The sequence below is a fragment of the Spirillospora sp. NPDC052269 genome (assembly GCF_040679435.1).
Classification (GTDB): domain Bacteria; phylum Actinomycetota; class Actinomycetes; order Streptosporangiales; family Streptosporangiaceae; genus Spirillospora.
On sequence record NZ_JBFAUU010000007.1, the window covers coordinates 40,004 to 59,644 of the forward strand.

Consider the following 19,641-nt stretch of genomic DNA (forward strand, 5'->3'; position numbering starts at 1 on the left):
TCGAGCGAGCCCTCGGGACAGGGCCGATTCCCGGTGACATCAATCACAAATGGGCTCAGCATGCCCCAAAACTCCTCTGGATTGGTCCAGACCAAATGGAAAAAGCCGCGGGATTTGCTCATGATGCAAACATCCTGCGAACAGCTGAAGGAGTTGCCCGTGTCCAACCAGGAGATCCCCGGCCTCGACAAGGCCCCGACCAGTCACCGCGAGCTCGTGGACTGGGTGCGCGGGATCGCCGAGCTGACCCAGCCCGAGCGCGTCGAATGGTGCGACGGCTCGGGCGCGGAATGGGAGCGCCTGACCTCACTCCTCGTGGAGCAGGGCACCTTCAAGCGGCTCAATCCGGCGAAACGCCCCAACAGCTTCTACGCCGCGTCCGACCCGTCGGACGTCGCCCGCGTCGAGGACCGCACCTTCATCTGCTCCGAGAAGGAGGAGGACGCCGGCCCGACCAACAACTGGGTCGCCCCGGCGGAGATGCGGGCGACCTTCGCCGACCTGTTCAAGGGCGCGATGAAGGGCCGCACCATGTACGTGGTGCCCTTCTGCATGGGCCCGCTGGGCGGCAACATCTCCCAGCTCGGCGTCGAGATCACCGACTCGCCGTACGTCGCCGTATCCATGCGGATCATGACGCGGATGGGCGAGGGCGCGCTGCGCCTGATCGAGGAGCGCGGCTCGTTCGTCAAGGCCGTCCACTCGGTGGGCGCGCCGCTGGAGCCGGGCCAGGCGGACGTCCCGTGGCCCTGCAGCTCCACCAAGTACATCTCGCACTTCCCCGAGACCCGTGAGATCTGGTCCTACGGCTCGGGCTACGGCGGCAACGCGCTGCTCGGCAAGAAGTGCTACGCGCTGCGCATCGCCTCGACGATGGCCCGCGACGAGGGCTGGCTCGCCGAGCACATGCTCATCCTCAAGCTCACCCCGCCGGAGGGCGAGACCCGCTACGTCGCGGCCGCGTTCCCGTCGGCCTGCGGCAAGACCAACCTCGCCATGCTCGAGCCGACCATCCCGGGCTGGAAGGTCGAGACCATCGGCGACGACATCGCCTGGATGCGGTTCGGCGAGGACGGCCGCCTCTACGCGATCAACCCCGAGGCCGGGTTCTTCGGCGTCGCGCCGGGCACGGGCGAGGCCACCAACGCCAACGCGGTGAAGACCTTCCACGGCAACTCCATCTTCACCAACGTGGCGCTGACCGACGACGGCGACGTGTGGTGGGAGGGCCTGACCGACGAGCCGCCCGCGCACCTCACCGACTGGAAGGGCAACGACTGGACGCCCGAGTCGGGCGTCACGGCCGCGCACCCCAACGCCCGCTTCACCACCCCGGCCGGGCAGTGCCCGATCATCGCGCCGGAGTGGGAGGACCCGAACGGCGTGCCGATCTCGGCGATCCTGTTCGGCGGCCGCCGCGCGACCGCCGTGCCGCTGGTGACCGAGTCGTTCGACTGGCAGCAGGGCGTCTTCCTCGGCGCGAACATCGCGTCCGAGAAGACCGCCGCCGCCGAGGGCACCGTCGGAGAGCTGCGCCGCGACCCGTTCGCGATGCTGCCGTTCTGCGGCTACAACATGGGCGACTACTTCGCCCACTGGCTGAAGATCGGCCGTTCCACCGACGTGGAGAAGCTGCCCCGCATCTACTACGTCAACTGGTTCCGCAAGGACGCCGCCGGCAAGTTCATCTGGCCGGGCTTCGGCGAGAACAGCCGCGTCCTGAAGTGGATCGTGGACCGGCTCAACGGCAAGGCCGACGCCGCCAAGTCCCCGATCGGCCACCTGCCGACCCGCGACGCCCTCGACCTTTCCGGTCTCGACCTGTCCGACGAGGACCTCACCACCCTGCTGACCGTGGACACCGCGGTCTGGAAGCAGGAGGCCGCCCTGGTCCCGGCGCACTTCGAGACCTTCGGCGACCACCTGCCCAAGGAGCTGTGGGCCGAGTACGAGGCGCTGGTGAACCGCCTCGGCGAGTGATTCCGCGTGGATCGCGGGTGACCCCCCGCGTGATCTCGTGACCGAAGGGGCCGCGTCCTGCCGGACGCGGCCCCTTTGGCGTGATTAGGGTCGGGCGCATGTGGCACGACTTGATGCACATCGAGATCCCCGTGGCCGACAAGGTGATCCGAACCTTCGCGGTCTACCTGCTCATCGTGGCGCTGCTGCGGCTCGCCGGGAAACGCGAGCTCGCCCAGCTCAACGGCTTCGACTTCGTGGTGATGCTGCTTCTGTCGAACGTCGTCCAGAACGCCATCATCGGGCCCGACAACTCGCTGTGGGGCGGCGCGCTCGGCGCGATCCTGCTGGTCGGGGCGAACGCGGTGTTCGTCCGGCTCGCCCTGGCGGTGCCGTGGCTGCACCGGCTCGTCCACGGGAGTTCGAGCATCCTGGTGTGGAACGGGGAGTGGCGTGAGCGCACGCTGTTCCGGCTCGGCCTCGGCAAGCCGGAGATCGTGCAGGGCATCCTGGAGCAGGGCGGCGACGGCGTCCACGACACCAGGGTCGTCACGCTGGAGCCCCAGGGGGCCCTGGTCGTCCGGCTGCGGGAGACCGAGCAGTCCGCCGACAAGGCCGACATGGACGACCTGCGGGCCCGGCTGGAGCGGATCGAGGCCCACCTGGCCGCCCTCGCGGCCAAGTGAGGCGTCCTGCCAAGGCGTCCGGCCGAGGCGGCCGGGTGGCGCGGCCAAGTACCCTCGCGGGTATGTCGAGGTTGGAGTTCAGGGTCCATGAGCTGACCGTCGGGCAGCTCGCCGAGCGCAGCGGGGTCGCGGTGTCCGCCCTGCACTTCTACGAGTCCAAGGGGCTGATCAGCAGCCGCCGGACGGCCGGGAACCAGCGTCGCTTCACCCGGGACACGCTGCGCCGCGTGGCGTTCGTCAAGGTCGCCCAGCGCGTCGGCATCCCCCTGGACCGGATCCGCGAGGCCCTCTCGACCCTCCCCGAGGAGCGCACCCCCACGGCCGAGGACTGGGCCCGCCTCTCCGAGACCTGGCGCTCGGAACTGGACGACCGCATCGCGCAACTGGAGAAACTGCGCGACGACCTCACCGACTGCATCGGCTGCGGCTGCCTGTCCATCAAGACCTGCGCCCTCGCCAACCCCTACGACCGCCTCGGCGACGAGGGCCCCGGCCCCCGCCGCCTCCTCGTCGAACGCCACCGCGACCGGGCCAAGCCGGGCGGCCAGGCCGCCGCCGCGGCCGTCAACCCCTGCGCCACCCCCGGCAACCCCTGCGCCGAGGCCGGCTGACCCACCGAGGCCTGCTGAAACACCGACGACCCGCTGAAACACGGGCGCCGCGTCCGGACGGCTCGGTCCGGACGCGGCGCAGGTGATCGCGGCGCTGCGGGTCAGCGGACCCGGCGGCGGCTGCGGTCGTGGGGGTCCATGCGGCGGGGGATGGGCTCGCGGCCGGCGGGCTGGACGGGCGGGGTGGGGGCGGGTTCCTGGGCGATCTCGCGCTCGACCGGCTCCTTCTCGAGGTGGAAGTCCACGCCGTGGTGGCCGAGGACGAGGCCGGGGCCGTCCAGGAGCTCGTAGGTGGCGGTCTCGCCGGTGACGGTGACCTTGATCAGGTTGTCGCGGTAGCGCATGCGGAACGCCAGGCGGCTGATGCCGCCGGGGAGGCGCGGCGCGAACCGGAGGCTGCCGCGGCTCGCGCGCATGCCGCCGAAGCCGGCGACCAGCGCGGTCCACGCGCCCGCGAGGGACGCGATGTGCAGGCCGTCGCGGGTGTTGCGGTTCAGGTCGTGCAGGTCCATCAGGGCGGTCTCGCCGAGGTAGTCGTGCGCGAGCTCCAGGTGCCCGCACTCGGCCGCGACGACGGCCTGCGTCTGCGACGACAGCGAGGAGTCCCGGACGGTCAGCGCCTCGTAGTAGGTGAAGTCGCGCGCCTTCTGCTCGGGTGTGAACATCTCCCCGCACAAATGCAGCGCCAGCACGACGTCGGCCTGCTTGACGACCTGCTTCCGGTACAGGTCGAAGTACGGGACGTTCAGCAGCAGCGGGTACTGGTCGGGCTTGGTGGAGGCGAAGTCCCAGCGCGCGTGGTTGGTGAACCCGTCGCACTGGGGGTGGACGCCGAGCCGCTCGTCGTAGGGGATGCGCATGCGGTCGGCCGCGTCCCGCCAGGACGCGGCCTCCTCGGTGGTGACGCCGAGCCGGTCGGAGACGTCCGGGTGGCGCATGGCGGTGTCGGCCGCCTCGACCAGGTTCCGGCGGGCCATGAGGTTGGTGTAGACGTTGTTGTCCACGATGGCCGTGTACTCGTCCGGGCCGGTGACGCCGTCGATGCGGAACACGCCCTCGACGTCGTGGTGGCCGAGGCCGCGCCACAGCCGCGCGGTCTCCACCAGGATCTCCAGGCCGACCTCGCGTTCGAACTGCTCGTCGCGCGTGGCGTCGAGATAGCGGACGACCGCGTCGGCGATGTCCGCGTTGATGTGGAACGCGGCGGTTCCGGCGGGCCAGTAGCCGGAGCATTCCTGGCCCCGGATCGTCCGCCAGGGGAACGCCACGCCGGACAGGCCGAGCTGGCCCGCGCGTTCCTTTGCGAGCGGCAGTGTCATGTGACGCCAGCCGAGCGCGTCGGCGACCGCGTCCGGATAGGTGTAGGTGAGGACGGGCATGACGAACGTCTCGGTGTCCCAGAACGAGTGCCCGTCGTAGCCGGGCCCGGTCAGGCCCTTCGCCGGGATCATCCGGCGCTCGGCCCGCGCGCCTGCCTGGAGGATGTGGAACAGCGCGAACCGGACGGCCTGCTGGACCTCCGCGTCACCGTCGACCTCGACGTCCGCGCCCTCCCAGAAGTCGTCCAGGAACTCCCGGTGCTCCTTCAGCAGCCCCTCCCAGCCGGTCTGCCGGGCCGCCGCGAGCGCGCCCACGACCTGGTCGTTCAGCGCCGAGCGGGACCGCTGGCTGGACCATCCGTACGCCATGTACTTGACGATCCGCAGCTTCTCGCCGGGCTTGAGGCGGGTCGCGACGGTGAGCCGGCCGATGTCGGGCAGGCTCTCCAGCGCGTGGTCGGCGGCGTCCGGGCAGGTGACCTCGTGCGACATCCCGGCCGCCATCCGCAGCCCGCTCTCGCGGGTGCGGTGCACCAGGACGACCCGGTGCCCGTTGGACATGTGGTCCTCCGACACCAGCGGCTGCTCGAGCATCGCGCTGGTGCGGGGGTCCTTGCCGAGGTCGGGCAGCGCCTCGTTCGCGACGAGCTCGCTCTGCAGGACGATCCGGACCGGGTCGTCCACCGCCTCGACCTCGTAGCAGATCGCGGCGACGGCGCGCTGCGTCAGCGACACCATCCGGGTCGAGGTGACCTTGACTCGGCGGCCCGCCGGGGACGTCCACTCCACGTCCCGGGACAGCGTTCCGGCGCGCAGGTCCAGGACTCTTTCGTGGAAGTGGACCCGCCCGTACCGGACGTCGAACGGCTCGTCGTCCACCAGCAGGCGGATGACCTTCCCGTTCGTCACGTTGATCACGGTCTGCCCGGTCTCGGGCACGCCGTAGGCGGCCTCGGCCTGCGGCAGCGGACGCCGCTCGTAGAACGAGTTCAGGTAGGTGCCGGGAAGGCCGTGCGGCTCGCCCTCGTCCAGGTTGCCGCGCAGGCCGAGGTGGCCGTTGGACAGCGAGAAGACCGACTCGCTCTGGGCCAGCCGGTCCAGGCGCAGCTCGGGCTCGCGCACGCACCAGGGCTCGACCAGGAACTGGGGCTGCTGGCCGCCCGACGCGCGGGCCTCGGTCTCGGTCACTGGTCCTCCTTGAGAAGGTCGGAGAGGTCGTTCACGACGATGTCCGCGCCGTGCTCGCGCAGGCCGGCGGCGTGGTCGGCGTCCAGCCGGTTGACCCCGACGACATAGGCGAACTTCCCGCGGTGACCTGCCTCGACACCGGCCAGCGCGTCCTCGAACACGACCGCGCGGCCGGCGGGGACGCCCACCGCCTCGGCCCCGGCGAGGAAGGTGTCCGGAGCGGGCTTGCCCGGCAGCTTGCGCTCGGCCGCGACGACGCCGTCCACGCGGGCGTCGAACAGGTCGGCGATGCCCGCGACCTTCAGGACCTGCACGGTGTTGGCGCTGGACGACACGACCGCGGTCTTCAGCCCGGCGTCGCGGGCCGCGCGGACGAAGTCCACCGACCCCTGGAACACCTGGACGCCGTCCTCGTCGATGAGCTTGAGCACCAGCTCGTTCTTGCGGTTGCCGAGCCCGCGGACGGTCTCGGCGCTCGGCGGGTCGTCCGGCGAGCCCTCGGGCAGGTGGATGCCGCGCGACTCCAGGAACGAGCGGGTGCCGTCCTCGCGCTTCTTGCCGTCCACGTACGGGCCGTAGTCGGTCCGGATGTCGAACGGCACGAACGGCTCACCGTGCCGCAGCGCCCAGTCCTTCAGGAACGCGTCGAACATCTGCTTCCATGCCGCGGCGTGCACGGCGGCCGTCGCGGTCAGTACTCCGTCGAGGTCGAACAGGCACGCCTCGACCCCCTCCGGTAGTCCCAGCAATGTTTCCCCTAAGTCGTAGGCTTCTTGATCACGCCTTCCCCGTGGTCCAGTACATACCCGGAACAAGGACGCTCGCCGCCGGGTTGCCCGAACAGACGGGTAGTACACCCGTCGGGGGATGCAGACGATGAGTGAGGAAAACCAAGTGACCAGCACTCAGAAGGCGAACATCGGTGTCACCGGCCTGGCCGTCATGGGCCGCAACCTGGCCAGGAATCTCGCGCGCCATGGTTACACGGTCGCGGTGCACAACCGAACGGAGTCGCGGACGAAGGCGCTCGTCGAGGAGTTCGGGGACGAGGGGACGTTCCTGCCGGCGGAGACGGCGGAGCAGTTCGTCGCGTCGCTCGAGCGTCCACGGCGCGTGGTCGTGATGGTGAAGGCGGGCGCGCCCACCGACGCGGTGATCGAGGAGTTCGCCGCGCTCCTGGAGCCGGGCGACATCATCGTGGACGGCGGCAACGCGCACTTCCTCGACACCCGCCGCCGGGAGGCCGCGCTCCGCGAGCGCGGCCTGCACTTCGTCGGGGCGGGCGTGTCCGGCGGCGAGGAGGGCGCGCTGAACGGCCCGAGCATCATGCCGGGCGGCTCCGCCGAGTCCTGGGAGGCGCTGCGCCCGCTGTTCGAGTCCATCGCCGCCAAGGTGAACGGCGACCCGGCCACCACCCACATCGGCCCGGACGGCGCCGGACATTTCGTCAAGATGGTGCACAACGGCATCGAGTACGCCGACATGCAGCTCATCGCCGAGGCCTACGACCTGCTCCGGAACGCGGGCGGCTTCGAGCCGGCCGAGCTCGCCGAGATCTTCCGCACCTGGAACACCGGCCGCCTCGACTCCTACCTGATCGAGATCACCGCCGACATCCTCGCGCACACCGACCCCGAGACGGGCCGTCCGTTCGTGGACGTCGTCCTGGACCAGGCCGAGCAGAAGGGCACCGGCCGCTGGACCGTCCAGACCGCCCTCGACCTCGGCGCCCCGGTCAACGGCATCGCCGAGGCCGTCTTCGCCCGCTCCACCTCGGGCCACTCCGACCTGCGCGAGCCGGCCCGCGCCCTGCCCGGCCCGTCCCGGACCCCGGTCGCCGACCGCGACGCGTTCGCCGACAAGGTCGAGAAGGCCCTCTACGCGTCCAAGATCGTCGCCTACGCGCAGGGCTTCAACCAGATCCAGGCCGGCAGCGCCGAGTACGACTGGGACATCGACCTCGGCGCGACCGCCGCCATCTGGCGCGGCGGCTGCATCATCCGCGCGAAGTTCCTCGACCGGATCCGCGCCGCCTACGCCGCCGACCCGGCGACCCCGACCCTGCTGACCACGCCCGACTTCGCCGAGGCCCTGGCCGACGCCCAGGACGCCTGGCGCGAGGTGGTCTCCATCGCCGTCCGCGAGGGCATCCCGGCCCCCGGCTTCGCCGCGGCCCTGGCCTACTACGACTCGCTCCGCGCCGACCGCCTGCCGGCCGCCCTGATCCAGGCCCAGCGCGACTTCTTCGGCGCCCACACCTACCACCGCACCGACAAGGAGGGCGCCTTCCACACCCTCTGGGCCGAATCCCCCCGCAAGGAGATCACCGCCTGAGGCCTGCCGCGAACTCGAAGGGCCCCTGCTTGCGGGCAGGGGCTATTTCTTCTTGCGAGGCAGAATGCGCGCTGGAATGCCCTGCTGGTGGCATAGGGCGAGGAGGCCTGTCCCGTCGATGAGGTTGAGGGGTTTGCCGTTGGCGAAGCTGTAGCTGTCCGGGCCGTACCCGGATGTCGTGATCATGATCCCCTTGGTCGCGCCCTCGTGTTGCACCGTCCCCCAGAGGTCACGGACGTGGGTCGGTTCAACCGTTCTCGTGTAGAGCTTCGCCTGGATGATGAACTTTCCACCGGTGATCGGATGCGGGTCGTAGGCGACGCAGTCGACCCCGCCGTCGCCGCTGGCCTGGAACAGCTGGGTGTCAAAGCCCATCTTGGAGAACAGGTTCTGGATGAACGCCTCGAATTCCTTGGGGGCGAGGTCGAGCAGGTTGGGGCGTTTGTCGATGTCGGAGATGACGTCCACCGGATCGACGGCGCGTGGGTCGGCCATGCTGTACGGCATGACGGGTTCGACCGCGGTCAGTTCGTCGGGGTGCGGGGAGACGTCCGCGAAGAAGTGCCTGCGGATGCACTCGATCGGCTGGAATCGCGGCTCGCCCAGCACCAGCGGCTCGAATTGCTCCCGTGTCGCGCGCAGGGTGATGAGGTGGGGCTCGATCCGCTGCCCGGTCACCGGATCGACGGCGTGGACGCGGCCGTTGAAGACCACTGTGCTGACCGCTTCCGCCGGGGTGGCGGCGAACACCTCGTGCAGCGTGCGAAGCGCCACCTGCGCGATCAGCCCTTGGTAGATCCGCCGCCGCTCCGCCAGCGGCCGCGCCACCGGCTCGACGGCGCTGCGTGTCTTGATGTGCCGGAAGGACTTGTCCTCAGGGACGATCTCGAACGGCGGCAGGTACCACTCGATCGCGAGCAGCGAGGATTCCGGCACATAGCCGGCGTGGCGCTCGGCCGGAAACCCCTCTGGATAGGGCGACGAGCGCAGCACCATCTCCAGGTACTCGCTGACCGCGTGCCGATCCCGGACGGCCAGCCCGGCCTCGATGCGGTCGAGCTCGGCGTTCTCCTCCGCGGCGGCGCGCTCGGCCTCGGCGACGTGCGCGGCGTGCCGCTCCCGTGCCCGGGTGATCTGCCGCTGCCGCTCGGACTTCCGCTGCTCATACTGCTCGGTGGCGTGGGCATGCCGCCGCTCGGCCGCCTGGACCTCGGCCTCGTGGCGGCTGCGCCCGCCGAAGATCACTGAGAGCGGGCCGGGTGGGGGCGGAGCGAAGTGCTCCCAGGCCGGGGGAGCCTCCGCGTGGGAGAGAGGGCCGAGATCCAGGGGCGGGACCTGGGGACTCCGGCGCATGCGCGCCAGATCGACACGAGGGTCGCGCGTCAGGCCGTCCCGAAGCAGCGTCTGGAGTCCGGCGACCCTCCGTTCCAGATCGGCCGTCCAGGCGGTGGCCCGCCGGTCGCGCTCATCGGCCTCGGCCTGGACGCGAGCGCGTTCTTGGGTCTTGCGTGCCTGCTCCGCGCGCTTTCGCTCCCGTTCCTCCTCGCGCTGCTGGGCTTTGCGTTCCCTCTCCCACTCCCGGTAGGACGACTGGCCAGGCGACATGGGGGGCTCCCGATCGGTTGCTTTGTCAGAAGGCGCTGACGTGACGCTAACTCAGAGTGTCGGGGCGGACAACGGAAATGAGTACCAGGCCTGACACGGGAGTTGTGCGGGGGAGAGGGGGCTTCGGGGTGGTGATTTGGCGTGGGCAGTGCGCGGGGAGGGGCAGGATGGTTGTGTGAACCTTCTCGACCAGATGCCTTCCGGAAACGACGCCGATGCCGACAGCCTCTTCGAGGCGTTCGAGAGATGGGTGTCGGGACGGGGGATCACGCTGTATCCGGCGCAGGAGGAGGCGCTGATCGAGGTGGTCTCCGGGAACAACGTGATCCTGGCCACCCCGACCGGGTCGGGGAAGTCGCTGGTGGCGGCCGGGGCGCTGTTCGCCGGGCTCGGCCGGGACCAGGTGGGGTTCTACACCGCGCCGATCAAGGCGCTGGTCTCGGAGAAGTTCTTCGACCTGGTGGAGATGTTCGGCCGGGAGAACGTCGGGATGATGACCGGGGACGCCTCGGTCAACCCGGACGCGCCGATCATCTGCTGCACCGCCGAGGTGCTCGCCAACATCGCGCTGCGGGACGGCCGGGACGCCGACATCGGCGTGGTCGTCATGGACGAGTTCCATTTCTACGCCGAGCCCGAGCGCGGCTGGGCCTGGCAGGTGCCGATCCTGGAACTGCCGCAGGCGCAGTTCCTGCTGATGTCGGCGACGCTCGGCGACGTCGACTTCCTGCGCAAGGACCTTTCCCGCCGGACGGGCCGGACGACCGCGCTGGTCACCTCGTCCGAGCGGCCCGTCCCGCTGAAGTACGAGTACCGGATCACGCCGCTGCACGAGACGATCGAGCACCTGCTCGGCGAGCAGAAGGCGCCGATCTACCTGGTGCACTTCACGCAGGCGGCGGCGGTCGAGCGGGCGCAGTCGCTGATGAGCATCAACGTCTGCACCAAGGAGGAGAAGGCGAAGATCGCCGAGCTGATCGGCAACTTCCGCTTCACCACCCGGTTCGGGCGCAATCTGTCCCGGTTCGTCCGGCACGGCATCGGGGTGCACCACGCCGGGATGCTGCCGAAGTACCGGCGGCTGGTCGAGCGCCTGGCGCAGGCCGGGCTGCTCAAGGTCATCTGCGGGACCGACACGCTCGGCGTCGGGGTGAACGTCCCGATCCGGACGGTCGTGTTCACCGCGCTCAGCAAGTACGACGGGCACCGCGTGCGGCGGCTGCGGGCCCGCGAGTTCCACCAGATCGCCGGACGCGCCGGGCGCGCCGGGTACGACACCATCGGGTACGTCGTCGCCCAGGCCCCCGAGCACGTGGTGGAGAACGAGAAGGCCCTCGCCAAGGCCGGGGACGACCCGAAGAAGCGGCGCAAGGTGCAGCGGAAGAAGCCGCCGGAGGGGTTCGTCGGCTGGGACGAGGAGACCTTCGCCAAGCTCCAGGTGGCCGAGCCGGAGCGGCTGATGTCCCGGTTCCAGGTCAGCCACGCGATGCTGCTGTCGGTGATCGGCCGTCCGGGCAACGCGTTCCAGGCGATGAAGAGCCTGCTCACCGACAACCACGAGGACCGCGCCTCCCAGCGGCGGCACATCTCCCGCGCCATCGCGATCTACCGGTCGCTGCTGGCCGGGGGCGTCGTGGAGGCCCTGGAGGAGCCGGACGAGCAGGGCCGCTACGCCCGGGTCGCCGTCGACCTCCAGGAGGACTTCGCGCTCAACCAGCCGCTGTCGGCGTTCGCGCTGGCCGCGTTCGAGATCCTCGACCCCGGCTCCCCGACGTACGCGCTGGACGTCCTGTCGGTGATCGAGTCCACCCTGGACGACCCGCGCCAGGTGCTCGCCGCGCAGGAGAACAAGGCGCGCGGCGAGGCCGTCCAGGAGATGAAGAACGAGGGCATCGAGTACGAGGAGCGGATGGAGCTGCTCCAGGAGGTCAGCTACCCCAAGCCCCTCGAGGAGCAGCTGGAGGCCGCCTACGAGGTGTACCGGGCGGGCCACCCGTGGGTCGGCGACCACCCGCTCAGCCCGAAGTCGATCGTCCGGGACATGTACGAGCGGGCGATGACCTTCACCGAGTACATCGGCCACTACGACCTGGCGCGCACCGAGGGCCTGCTGCTGCGCTACCTGTCCGGCGGGTACAAGGCGCTCCAGCAGACCGTCCCCGAGTCGATCAAGAACGACGACCTGATCGACCTGATCGAGTGGCTGGGCGAGCTGGTCCGCCAGGTCGACTCCAGCCTGCTGGACGAGTGGGAGCAGCTCGCCAACCCGTCCGACGACGACCTCGCGGTCGCCTTCGAGGAGCGGGTCACCCGCGTCACCGCCAACACGCGCGCGTTCCGGGTGCTGGTCCGCAACGCGATGTTCCGGCGGGTGGAGCTGGCCGCGCTGGAGCACTACCGGGATCTCGGCGAGCTCGACCCGGACTTCGGCGCGGATGCCTGGGCCGACGCCATGGACGGCTACTTCGAGGAGCACGACGAGCTGCTGACGGGCCCGAACGCGCGCGGCCCGAAGCTGCTCCAGATCGAGGAGGTCCCGGAGGACGAGCTGTGGCGCGTCCGCCAGGTCTTCGACGACCCGGAGGGCCACCACGACTGGGGCGTCAGCGCCGAGGTCGACCTCGCCGGGTCCGACCAGGCGGGCGAGGCGGTCATCCGGGTCACCGCCGTCGACCGCCTCTGAGCACCGCTTCCCTCGCCTGGCCCGCGCGCACGCGGGTCAGGCGGCCCGGGGCGGGATGCGGCGGGTGACGTCGTCGCGGAGGGCGTCGAGGTTCACGCCCGCCCCGCTGAGGGCGCGGGTGGCCGGGAAACGCTGGTCCTGCAGCAGGGCCAGCAGAAGGTGCCCCGACCCGATGTAGTCGTGCTTGAGCCGCAGGGACTGCCGGAGGCCGAGCTCCAGCGTCTTCTTCGCCTCCGGCTTGAACGGGATGTGGCCCTTGGGGGAGCGGCCCCGGCGGGGGCCGCGCGGGGCGTCCAGGGCGCCGGGGCCGAAGGCGTCCTCGGCGGCGTCCCGGACGGCGTCGATGTCGATGCCGAGGACGCGCAGGGCGTCGCCGTCCAGGCCGTCCCGGTCGGGCAGCGCGTCCACGGCGTCCCCGGCGGCGCCGCGGAACACGCCGCAGCCGCGGAGCGCCTCGCCCGCCGGGCCCTCGTCGCGGGTGAGGGCGAACAGCAGGTGCTCGGTCCCGATCCCCCGGTCGCCCCGGCTGCGGGCCTCCTCCTGCGCGGCCTTCACGACCTCGCGGGCCTCGGCACTGAAGCGTTCGAACATCTCTCTAGCCGTCCTTCCTGAGGATGCGGCGTCCCCCGCCGTGCTTCTTGTGGACGGCCTGCCGGCTGACGCCGAGGCAGACCGCGATCTCCTGCCAGGACCAGCCCTGCTCCCGGGCGTTGTCCACCTGCAGCGCCTCCAGCCGTTCGGCCAGGTCGCGCAGCGCGCGGACGGCCCGCAGGCCGACGGCCGGGTCCCGGCTGCTCGCCTCCTGGGCGAGCCTCACTCCGTCGCTCATTCTGTCAATGTAGGTTGACGTGCTGGGCATGTCAACAAGGGTTGACGAATTGGCTGTGGTGGGCGGGCGGTGGTCCGGGGGGCTCAGGTCGCGGGGGCGAGGAGGGTGGTGAGCAGGTCGTCCAGGCTGACCATGCCGACGGTGTGGCCGTCCTCGCGCAGGACCAGGCCCAGGTGGCTGTGCTCGTCGCGCAGGACCGCGACCGCCTCGGCCACCGCGGTCGCCAGCGACAGTCGGGGCATCGGGTGCGCCAGCTCGCCGGCGGGCGTCTCCAGGTCGCGCGCACGGGCCAGATAGGCGTCCCGGACGTGCACCATCCGCGCGGGCCCGCCGCTTCCCGCCGTGACCGCCGGGTCCGCGATGACCAGGCGGGTGTGCCCGGTGCGGACGGCGGCGTCGATGACGTCCTGCGGGGACGCCGCCGCGGGCACCGACACGATCCGCGCGGTGGGGATCACCAGCCCGGCGAGCGGCGCGCGCGGCGCGTCCAGGGCGGCGGTCAGCAGGTTCAGGTCGGTCTCCGCGATCAGCCCGAGCCGCCGCGACTCGACGGCCAGGCTGCGCAGCTGCTCGGGGGTGCGGGACTGCTCCGCCTCGTTCTTCGGCCGGACGCCGACCAGCCGCAGCAGCAGGTTCGTCAGCCCGTTCAGCGCCGCCAGCGCGGGACGGACGAACCGGGCGAACCCCCGGAAGGGCGGCGCGAGCAGGGTCGCCGACCGCTCCGGATCGATGATCGCCCACGACTTCGGCGCCATCTCGCCGAGCACCATGTGCAGGAACGTCACGAACGCCAGCGCCAGCACGAACGCCACCGGATGCGCCGCGCCCGCCGGCACTCCGACGTGGTGGAACAGCGTCGCGAGCGTCTCCGCGAACACCGGCTCGGACACCACGCCGAGGCCCAGCGAGCACATCGTGATGCCGAGCTGCGCCCCGGCCAGCATCAGCGACAGCTCCCGGATCCCCGAGACCGCCGACGCGGCCTTCCGGTCGCCCTCGGCCGCCGCCTTCTCCAGGCGGGGCCGCCGGGCCGCGACCAGCGCGAACTCCGACGCCACGAAGAACCCGTTCCCCGCCAGCAGCGCCAGCGTCAACAGCAGGCCGACCGGAAGACTCATCGTTCGCCGCCCTTCCCGTTCCGTCCGGCGGACGGCTTCCCGTCCCCGCGGCGTCCGTTTCCGTTCGGTTTGCCGAGGTCGGTCGCGGGCGGGGGTCCGCCGAGGGGGACGACGCAGACGCGGATCATCTCCGGGACGTGCCGGTGGATGGTCAGCACCTCGACGACGGCCTCCAGTGGCGGATCGTTCAGCCGTTCCGGATGCAGCCGGATGCGGACGACGTCGCCCGGTTCGGCGACCCGTCCGAGGCGCTGGAGGAGCAGGCCCGCGACGGTCTCGTAGTCGCCCTCGGGGAGGTCGATGCCGGTCTCGTGCTCCACCTCGTCCACCCGCAGGCCCGCGTCGGTCGTCCACCACGCGCCGGAGCGGATGGCGAGGTCGGGGTCCGCGTCGATCTCGTCGGCGATCTCCCCGACGAGCTCCTCGGCGACGTCCTCCCAGGTGAGGAGACCGGCGAAGCCGCCGTACTCGTCCACCACGCAGGCCAGCGGATCGCCGTGCCGGCGCAGCTCGGCGACCACCTGCGGCAGCGGCAGCGACGACGGCAGCAGGACCGCCGGACGGACCAGCTCGCGCACCGGGGTGTGCCGCGCCTGGTCGGCGCCGAGCCGGATCAGGTCGTCCAGGCCGACCACGCCGAGGATGTCGTCGACGCTGTCGCCGACCACCGGGTAGCGCGAGTGGCCGTGCTCGGAGACGAGGCCGGTCACGTCGGACGCGAGGGCGTCGGCCGGGACGGTCACGACGTCCACGCGGGGGACCATGACCTCCTCGGCGTCCCGCTCGGAGAACTCCAGGGCGCGTTCCAGCAGGTCGGCCTGGCTGTCGCCGAGCTGCTCGCCGGACTCGCCGATGATGTGCCCGAGCTCCTCCAGCGTCGCGCCGTGGTGCAGCTCCTCGACCGGCTCCATCCCGGCCGCCCGGACGAGCCGGTTCGCGGCCGCGTCGAACAGCCGGATCAGCGGACCCGCGACGGTCAGGTACACCAGCGTCGACGGGGCGAGGGCCCGGGCCAGCCGCTCCGCGCGGGCCAGCGCCAGGTTCTTGGGGAACAGCTCGCCCAGCACCATCTGGATCACCGTGGCCAGGACGAACCCGGCGGTCACCGAGATCCCGCCGACCGCGCCCTCCGGGACGGCCGCCGCGCGCAGCGCCGGGGCGAGCAGGTCGGCGAGCGCGGGCTTGGCGATGAAGCCGACGACCAGCGCGGTCACCGTGATGCCGAGCTGCGCGCCCGACAGCATGAACGACAGCCGCTCCATCACCTGGATCGCGCGCTCGGACGCCCGGTCGCCGTCCGCCGCGCGCTCCGCCAGCACCGGCCGGTCCGCGGTCACGAACGCGAACTCCTGCGCGACGAAGTATCCGGTCGCCGCCGTCAGCAGCAGGACCGCGAGCAGTCCGAGCGCCGCGGTCATCCCGCCCTCCTCCCGCGCGCCACCCGTCCGCGCGCACAGATCCCCGGTACGTTCCCCGAACTGGATCTTCCCACCCTCGGGGGCCTCCGCGGCCCGCCGCCTGGGCCGGGACCCCGATCGCAGGCGTCGGAGGACGTGTGGCGGAGGCGCTCGGGGGACCGGATCGGGACGGGCGGGAATCGTGGTTACCGGCCGTCCGGCCGTGGAATGAAACCTTCGCCTCGGCGTCGACGGTCCCCCGCCGCGTCCCGCGCGAGGTCGTCCTCCCGAGCCGGGTGCCAAGAAGAGAGCGAGGGGCAACGATGCCCAAGCCGTTCGCGTCGTCCGCCGACATGTCCGCCAAGCCCCAGACCCTGGAGATCCTCGCGGACGGTGTGTACGCGCTGACCGCCGAGGGCGATCCGAACGTCGGGGCGATCGAGGGCGAGGACTTCGTGGTCTGCTTCGAGGCGCTCGCCACCCCCACGGCCGCCCGCGACTGGCTGATGGTGCTGCGGGCGCATACGGACAAACCGATCAGGCATCTGGTCCTGTCGCACTATCACGCCGTCCGGACGCTCGGCGCGAGCGCCTTCGGGACGTCCTCGATCATCGCCCACGACAAGACCCGGGAGCTGATCGCCGAGCGCGGCAGGCAGGACTGGGAGTCGGAGTACGGCCGGATGCCCCGGCTGTTCAAGGACCCGGCGAGCATCCCCGGCCTGACCTGGCCGACCACCACCTTCTCCCAGGGCATGACGATCGACCTCGGCGGGGACCGGGGGACGCTGGAGCTGCGGTACTGCGGACGCGGGCACACCGAGGGCGACATCATCGCCTGGCTGCCCCGGCACCGCGTCCTGTTCGCGGGCGACCTGGTCGAGACGCAGGCCGCGCTCTACACCGGCGACGCCTTCCACGGCGACTGGGCGGGGTCGACCCTCGACCAGGTCGCCTCGTTCGGCGCGGACGCCCTGATCGGCGGCCGCGGGGCGGTCGCGCACGGGCGCGAGGCCGTGCGCGCCGCGATCGGCCAGACCCGCGACTTCCTGGAGACGATGCTTCGCGAGGTCGGTGACGTGCGGAAACGCGGCGGGACGCTGCGCGAGGCGTTCACCGCCGTCCACGCCGCGCTCGAACCGTCCTACGGCGGCTGGCCCATCTTCGAACACTGCCTGCCCTTCGACGTCTCCCGCCTCTGGGACGAGATGGAGGGCATCGAGCGCCCTCGCATCTGGACCGCCGAACGGGACCGCCAGGTCTGGGCCGAGCTCCAGGACTGATCCCATGTCCGCATCGGAGAGCGCTGGGATGGAGCCGGTCGCGCCCGTGCTGGTCGTGGGCGCCGGGCCCGTGGGGCTGACGACGGCGCTGCTGCTCGCGCGCTGGGGGCTGCGGGTCGCCGTGCTGGAAAGCCACGCGGGGCGGACGGCGATCGGGTCGCGGTCGATCTGCCAGCAGCGCGACGTCCTGGACATCTGGTCGTCGGTCGGCGCGGACAGGATCACCGACGAGGGCCTGACCTGGACGACCGGCCGCGTCTTCCACCGCGGCCGTGAGGTGACCTCGTGGCGGTTCGCCGCCGCCGGGCCGCTGCCGCCCTTCGTCAACATCTCGCAGAGCCGCACCGAGGACGTGCTCCAGGGTCTCGCCGACGCCGACCCCCACATCACGACCCTCTGGGACCACGAGGTCACCGGCCTCGAACAGGACCCGTCCGGCGTCACCGCGCACTGCGCGAACGACGAGGCCGTGACCGGGTCGTACGCGGTGGTCTGTTCGGGCGGGCACTCCGGCGCGTTGCGTGACGCGCTCGGTGTGGCGTTCCCGGGGGAGGACGGCGGCGACCGCTTCCTCATCGTGGACCTGCGGACGGACTGGCCCGGCCGGGAGACCGAGCGGCACTTCCACTTCGACCCGCCGTGGAACCCCGGACGGCAGGTGCTCATCCATCCCTGTCCGGACTCGGTGTACCGGATCGACTGGCAGGTGCCGCCTGATTTCGACCTCGAGGCGGAGCGCGCCGACGGACGCCTCGACGCCCGCATCCGGCAGGTCGTCGGGGAGCGGCCGTACGAGGTGCTGTGGGCGTCGGAGTACCGGTTCCACTCGCGCGTCGCGTCCCGGATGGCGGTCGGACGCGTCCTGCTCGCCGGGGACGCCGCGCACGTGTACGCGCCGTTCGGCGCGCGCGGCCTCAACTCGGGCGTTCCGGACGCCGAGAACGCCGCCTGGAAGGTCGCGTTCGCGGTGCGAGGCTGGTCCCCGCCCGCGATCCTCGACACCTACGACACCGAGCGCCGCGCCGCCGCCCTGGAGAACCTGGACGTCACCGCGACGACCATGCGCTTCCTCGCGCCGTCCACGCCCGCGGAGCACGCGCACCGCGCGGACGTGCTCGAACGCGCGTCTGCCGACCCGGCGAGCGCGGGCGAGATCGACTCCGGACGGTTCGCCGAGCCCTTCTGGTACGACTCCTCGCCCCTGACCGTCCCGGATCCGACGCGTCCGGGCACGGGCCGTCCGCCACGCGGAACCGCGCCGCCCGTGGCCCCTGGCACCGTCGTCCCGGACGCGCCGCTCCCACCCGCCGCCGTCCCGCTCATCGAGAACGCTCCGCCACCGACCGCCGCCGCCCCGGACGTGGCCGTCCCGGGACACGGCGATGGACGGCCCGCCCGGCTCCGCCAACTCCTGCGCGGCGGCATCACGCTGCTGGCCGACCCGTCCCTGCCGCACCTCGAACTCCTGGCCGCCGCCGAGAAGGCGACCGCCGCGCCCGTCACCTGCCCGGAGCCGACCGCGGTCAGGAAGGCCCTGCCCGACCTGCGTCCGGGCGAACTATGGGTCGTCCGCCCGGACGCGCACATCGCCGCCACGCTCCAGAACCCCACCCCCGAAGCCGTCGCCGCCGCCGTCCGGAAAGCCCTCGGCCACGACCTCTGAGACACGCCCCAGTGGCGTGTCTCAAAGTCACCTGCCCTACTGCGCGACGCCCAGGCACGCCCCTAGGTGCCGGTGATGAGGACGACGCCCGCCGCGACCACGCACGCGGCGGCGATGCGGCGCGCGCCCATGCGCTCGGCGAAGAAGACCGCTCCGATCACCGCGCCCGCGATGACGCCGGTCTCGCGCAGCGCCGCGACGGCCGCGAGCGCGCCGCGCGTCTGCGCCCACAGGACGATCCCGTACCCGGTCATCGCCAGGACGCCGCCCGTCAGGCCCATCGCCCACGTCCGGGCGGGCAGGCCCGACAGCACCCTCCGCCCGCGCAGCGCCAGGACGATCCCGACCGTCAGCGGCGCCTCCAAGGCGAACAGCCACGTCGAGTACCCGGCCGCTCCGTGCGCCGCCCGCACCCCGATCCCGTCCAGCACGGTGTACGCGGCGATGGACACGCCGGTCGTCAGCGCCGCCACCACCGCACGTGGATTCCGCACCCGCCGCGCGACCTCGGCCTCGGGCGCGGGAGCGGTGTCGGGAGCGGTTCCGGGGGTGGTGAAGGCCAGGACGGCCAGGCCGCCGCAGATCGCCGCGACACCGCCGAACTGGACCCAGGTGAGGCTTTCGCGCAGGGCCGTCGCGGCCACCAGTGCGACGACCAGCGGGGCGCTTCCGCGGGCGAGGGGGTACACCTGGCTGAAGTCGCCCAGCTGGTACGACGTGAGCAGCAGGCCCATGTAGATCAGGTGCATCGCCACCGACCCGAGCAGCCACGGCCAGGCCGCCGCGGCCGGAAGGGGGACGAGGCCCAGCAAGGGGACGATCAGGATGGCCTGCCCGATGCCGATCAGGGTGAACGACGCCCACCGGTCCGAGGCGCCCTTGGCGATCGCGTTCCATGTCGCGTGGAGAACCCCGGCGAAAATCACTGCCAGCGCTGTGGTCATGCCCCTCACTCCAGCGCGGGCC

General features: G+C 71.7%; 15 protein-coding genes. 7 read left to right on the forward strand and 8 right to left on the reverse strand.

All coding sequences use genetic code 11. The annotated features are described in order from the left end of the window. The first annotated feature begins 159 nt into the window (after nt 1-159). The 3 genes from AB0L06_RS16320 to soxR all read left to right on the forward strand — a co-directional run bounded on the left by AB0L06_RS16320 (nt 160) and on the right by soxR (nt 3,256). Nucleotides 160-1,980 (forward strand): phosphoenolpyruvate carboxykinase (GTP), encoded by a 1,821-nt coding sequence (locus AB0L06_RS16320; RefSeq protein ID WP_500231814.1) that lies wholly within the window; start codon nt 160-162, stop codon nt 1,978-1,980. A gap of 98 nt (nt 1,981-2,078) precedes the next feature. After that, nucleotides 2,079-2,645 (forward strand): DUF421 domain-containing protein, encoded by a 567-nt coding sequence (locus AB0L06_RS16325; RefSeq protein ID WP_500231815.1) that lies wholly within the window; start codon nt 2,079-2,081, stop codon nt 2,643-2,645. 62 nt (nt 2,646-2,707) lie between these two features. Continuing rightward, nucleotides 2,708-3,256 carry a redox-sensitive transcriptional activator SoxR gene (soxR, locus tag AB0L06_RS16330; protein WP_500231816.1) on the forward strand — a complete coding sequence of 183 codons (549 nt, stop codon included), beginning with the start codon at nt 2,708-2,710 and terminating at the stop codon, nt 3,254-3,256. A gap of 101 nt (nt 3,257-3,357) precedes the next feature. Here soxR and AB0L06_RS16335 read toward each other — a convergent pair whose 3' ends face one another. Continuing rightward, nucleotides 3,358-5,763: a glycoside hydrolase family 65 protein gene (locus AB0L06_RS16335; protein ID WP_500231817.1), complete on the reverse strand. Its 2,406-nt coding sequence runs from the start codon at nt 5,761-5,763 to the stop codon at nt 3,358-3,360. Then, nucleotides 5,760-6,512, reverse strand: a complete 753-nt coding sequence (locus AB0L06_RS16340) for a beta-phosphoglucomutase family hydrolase (RefSeq protein ID WP_500231818.1) — start codon at nt 6,510-6,512, stop codon at nt 5,760-5,762. The genes AB0L06_RS16335 and AB0L06_RS16340 overlap by 4 nt, the downstream gene beginning before the upstream one ends. Nucleotides 6,513-6,639: 127 nt before the next feature. Here AB0L06_RS16340 and gnd point away from each other — a divergent pair, with 127 nt between their 5' ends. Then, on the forward strand, nt 6,640-8,097 hold the full coding sequence (gene gnd, locus AB0L06_RS16345; protein ID WP_500231819.1) for an NADP-dependent phosphogluconate dehydrogenase: 1,458 nt from the start codon (nt 6,640-6,642) through the stop codon (nt 8,095-8,097). Nucleotides 8,098-8,139: 42 nt separating this feature from the next. Here the strand turns inward: gnd and AB0L06_RS16350 are convergent, their stop codons facing one another. After that, the gene (locus tag AB0L06_RS16350) at nt 8,140-9,702 is read right to left on the reverse strand and encodes a restriction endonuclease (protein ID WP_500231820.1); all 1,563 of its coding nucleotides are present in this window, start codon (nt 9,700-9,702) and stop codon (nt 8,140-8,142) included. Between the two features lie 193 nt (nt 9,703-9,895). Between AB0L06_RS16350 and AB0L06_RS16355 the strand changes: the two genes are divergently transcribed. Then, on the forward strand, nt 9,896-12,385 hold the full coding sequence (locus tag AB0L06_RS16355; RefSeq protein WP_500232190.1) for a DEAD/DEAH box helicase: 2,490 nt from the start codon (nt 9,896-9,898) through the stop codon (nt 12,383-12,385). 36 nt (nt 12,386-12,421) lie between these two features. Here the strand turns inward: AB0L06_RS16355 and AB0L06_RS16360 are convergent, their stop codons facing one another. The 4 genes from AB0L06_RS16360 to AB0L06_RS16375 all read right to left on the reverse strand — a co-directional run bounded on the left by AB0L06_RS16360 (nt 12,422) and on the right by AB0L06_RS16375 (nt 15,750). Beyond that, the gene (locus AB0L06_RS16360) at nt 12,422-12,976 is read right to left on the reverse strand and encodes a Clp protease N-terminal domain-containing protein (protein WP_500231821.1); all 555 of its coding nucleotides are present in this window, start codon (nt 12,974-12,976) and stop codon (nt 12,422-12,424) included. A gap of 4 nt (nt 12,977-12,980) precedes the next feature. Then, complete coding sequence (locus AB0L06_RS16365) at nt 12,981-13,214, reverse strand: RNA polymerase subunit sigma-70 (RefSeq protein ID WP_500231822.1); 234 nt, start codon at nt 13,212-13,214, stop codon at nt 12,981-12,983. Between the two features lie 83 nt (nt 13,215-13,297). After that, the gene (locus AB0L06_RS16370) at nt 13,298-14,332 is read right to left on the reverse strand and encodes a hemolysin family protein (protein ID WP_500231823.1); all 1,035 of its coding nucleotides are present in this window, start codon (nt 14,330-14,332) and stop codon (nt 13,298-13,300) included. Then, nucleotides 14,329-15,750, reverse strand: a complete 1,422-nt coding sequence (locus AB0L06_RS16375; RefSeq protein WP_500231824.1) for a hemolysin family protein — start codon at nt 15,748-15,750, stop codon at nt 14,329-14,331. The genes AB0L06_RS16370 and AB0L06_RS16375 overlap by 4 nt, the downstream gene beginning before the upstream one ends. A 302-nt stretch (nt 15,751-16,052) precedes the next feature. On the opposite strand from AB0L06_RS16375, the gene AB0L06_RS16380 reads away from it, so the two are divergent. Together AB0L06_RS16380 and AB0L06_RS16385 are read left to right on the forward strand one after the other, a co-directional pair. After that, nucleotides 16,053-17,012 (forward strand): MBL fold metallo-hydrolase, encoded by a 960-nt coding sequence (locus AB0L06_RS16380; protein ID WP_500231825.1) that lies wholly within the window; start codon nt 16,053-16,055, stop codon nt 17,010-17,012. 4 nt (nt 17,013-17,016) lie between these two features. Next, entirely contained in the window at nt 17,017-18,675 is a 1,659-nt protein-coding gene (locus AB0L06_RS16385; RefSeq protein WP_500231826.1) for an FAD-dependent monooxygenase, read from the forward strand. A 62-nt stretch (nt 18,676-18,737) separates the two neighbouring features. Here the strand turns inward: AB0L06_RS16385 and AB0L06_RS16390 are convergent, their stop codons facing one another. Further along, the gene (locus AB0L06_RS16390; RefSeq protein ID WP_500231827.1) at nt 18,738-19,619 is read right to left on the reverse strand and encodes an EamA family transporter; all 882 of its coding nucleotides are present in this window, start codon (nt 19,617-19,619) and stop codon (nt 18,738-18,740) included. Nucleotides 19,620-19,641 lie beyond the last annotated feature (22 nt).

Bases quoted from the DNA above. Each gene is read 5' to 3' on its own strand.
- AB0L06_RS16350 (WP_500231820.1), bottom strand. From the start codon at position 9,702: ATGTCGCCTGGCCAGTCGTCCTACCGGGAGTGGGAGAGGGAACGCAAA.
- AB0L06_RS16375 (WP_500231824.1), bottom strand. From the start codon at position 15,750: ATGACCGCGGCGCTCGGACTGCTCGCGGTCCTGCTGCTGACGGCGGCG.
- AB0L06_RS16380 (WP_500231825.1), top strand. From the start codon at position 16,053: ATGCCCAAGCCGTTCGCGTCGTCCGCCGACATGTCCGCCAAGCCCCAG.
- gnd (WP_500231819.1), top strand. From the start codon at position 6,640: ATGAGTGAGGAAAACCAAGTGACCAGCACTCAGAAGGCGAACATCGGT.
- AB0L06_RS16360 (WP_500231821.1), bottom strand. From the start codon at position 12,976: ATGTTCGAACGCTTCAGTGCCGAGGCCCGCGAGGTCGTGAAGGCCGCG.
- AB0L06_RS16390 (WP_500231827.1), bottom strand. From the start codon at position 19,619: ATGACCACAGCGCTGGCAGTGATTTTCGCCGGGGTTCTCCACGCGACA.
- AB0L06_RS16385 (WP_500231826.1), top strand. From the start codon at position 17,017: ATGTCCGCATCGGAGAGCGCTGGGATGGAGCCGGTCGCGCCCGTGCTG.
- AB0L06_RS16365 (WP_500231822.1), bottom strand. From the start codon at position 13,214: ATGAGCGACGGAGTGAGGCTCGCCCAGGAGGCGAGCAGCCGGGACCCG.
- AB0L06_RS16370 (WP_500231823.1), bottom strand. From the start codon at position 14,332: ATGAGTCTTCCGGTCGGCCTGCTGTTGACGCTGGCGCTGCTGGCGGGG.
- soxR (WP_500231816.1), top strand. From the start codon at position 2,708: ATGTCGAGGTTGGAGTTCAGGGTCCATGAGCTGACCGTCGGGCAGCTC.
- AB0L06_RS16325 (WP_500231815.1), top strand. From the start codon at position 2,079: ATGTGGCACGACTTGATGCACATCGAGATCCCCGTGGCCGACAAGGTG.
- AB0L06_RS16355 (WP_500232190.1), top strand. From the start codon at position 9,896: ATGCCTTCCGGAAACGACGCCGATGCCGACAGCCTCTTCGAGGCGTTC.